Here is a 510-nt window from a genome sequence, read left to right as displayed (position 1 = left end):
GTTCTTTGTCGAGAGCTCGTCCACGAAGGTCGGCGACTGGTACGGCATGATCACCGGCCGTCTCGGCTACTCGTTCGATCGCGCGATGATCTACGTGAAGGGCGGCGCGGCGTTCGTCGACGTCGAATCCGGCATCACGGGCGTGACCACCACGGGCGTGGGCTATGCGGCCAGCATCGACGACACCGTGACGACCTGGACGGTCGGCGGCGGCATCGAGTGGGCGTTCGACCCGAACTGGTCGATCAAGGCCGAGTACATGTACATCGCCCTCGACGAGACGCAGACGAACTTCGTCCCGGGCATCGGCACTTGGAACACCGAGTACGACGGCATCCACACCGCCAAGGTCGGCCTGAACTACCGCTTCGGCGGCGGCGTGCCGTTGATGGCCCGCTACTGATCGATCTCGACTCTCCTGTCGAGTGGAAGCCCCGGGGGTCTCCCCCGGGGCTTTTCTTTTGCGCGCGTTCTTCGCCCCCCCCCCCCCCCCCCCCCCGGGGCCGCGAG

The 510-nt window shown here is 66.7% G+C and carries 1 protein-coding gene; it reads left to right on the top strand.

The genetic code is table 11. The features are described 5' to 3' along the window. Nucleotides 1-403, top strand: a 403-nt coding sequence (locus A33M_RS21920; RefSeq protein WP_040622781.1) for an outer membrane protein, incomplete at its 5' end; no start/stop codon positions are given. Nucleotides 404-510: the final 107 nt, after the last annotated feature.

The sequence above is a fragment of the Rhodovulum sp. PH10 genome (assembly GCF_000293785.1).
Lineage (GTDB): Bacteria > Pseudomonadota > Alphaproteobacteria > Rhizobiales > Xanthobacteraceae > Rhodoplanes.
The sequence above is the reverse complement of the archived record's forward strand: the minus strand, read 5'-3'. Positions and strand labels throughout refer to the sequence as shown.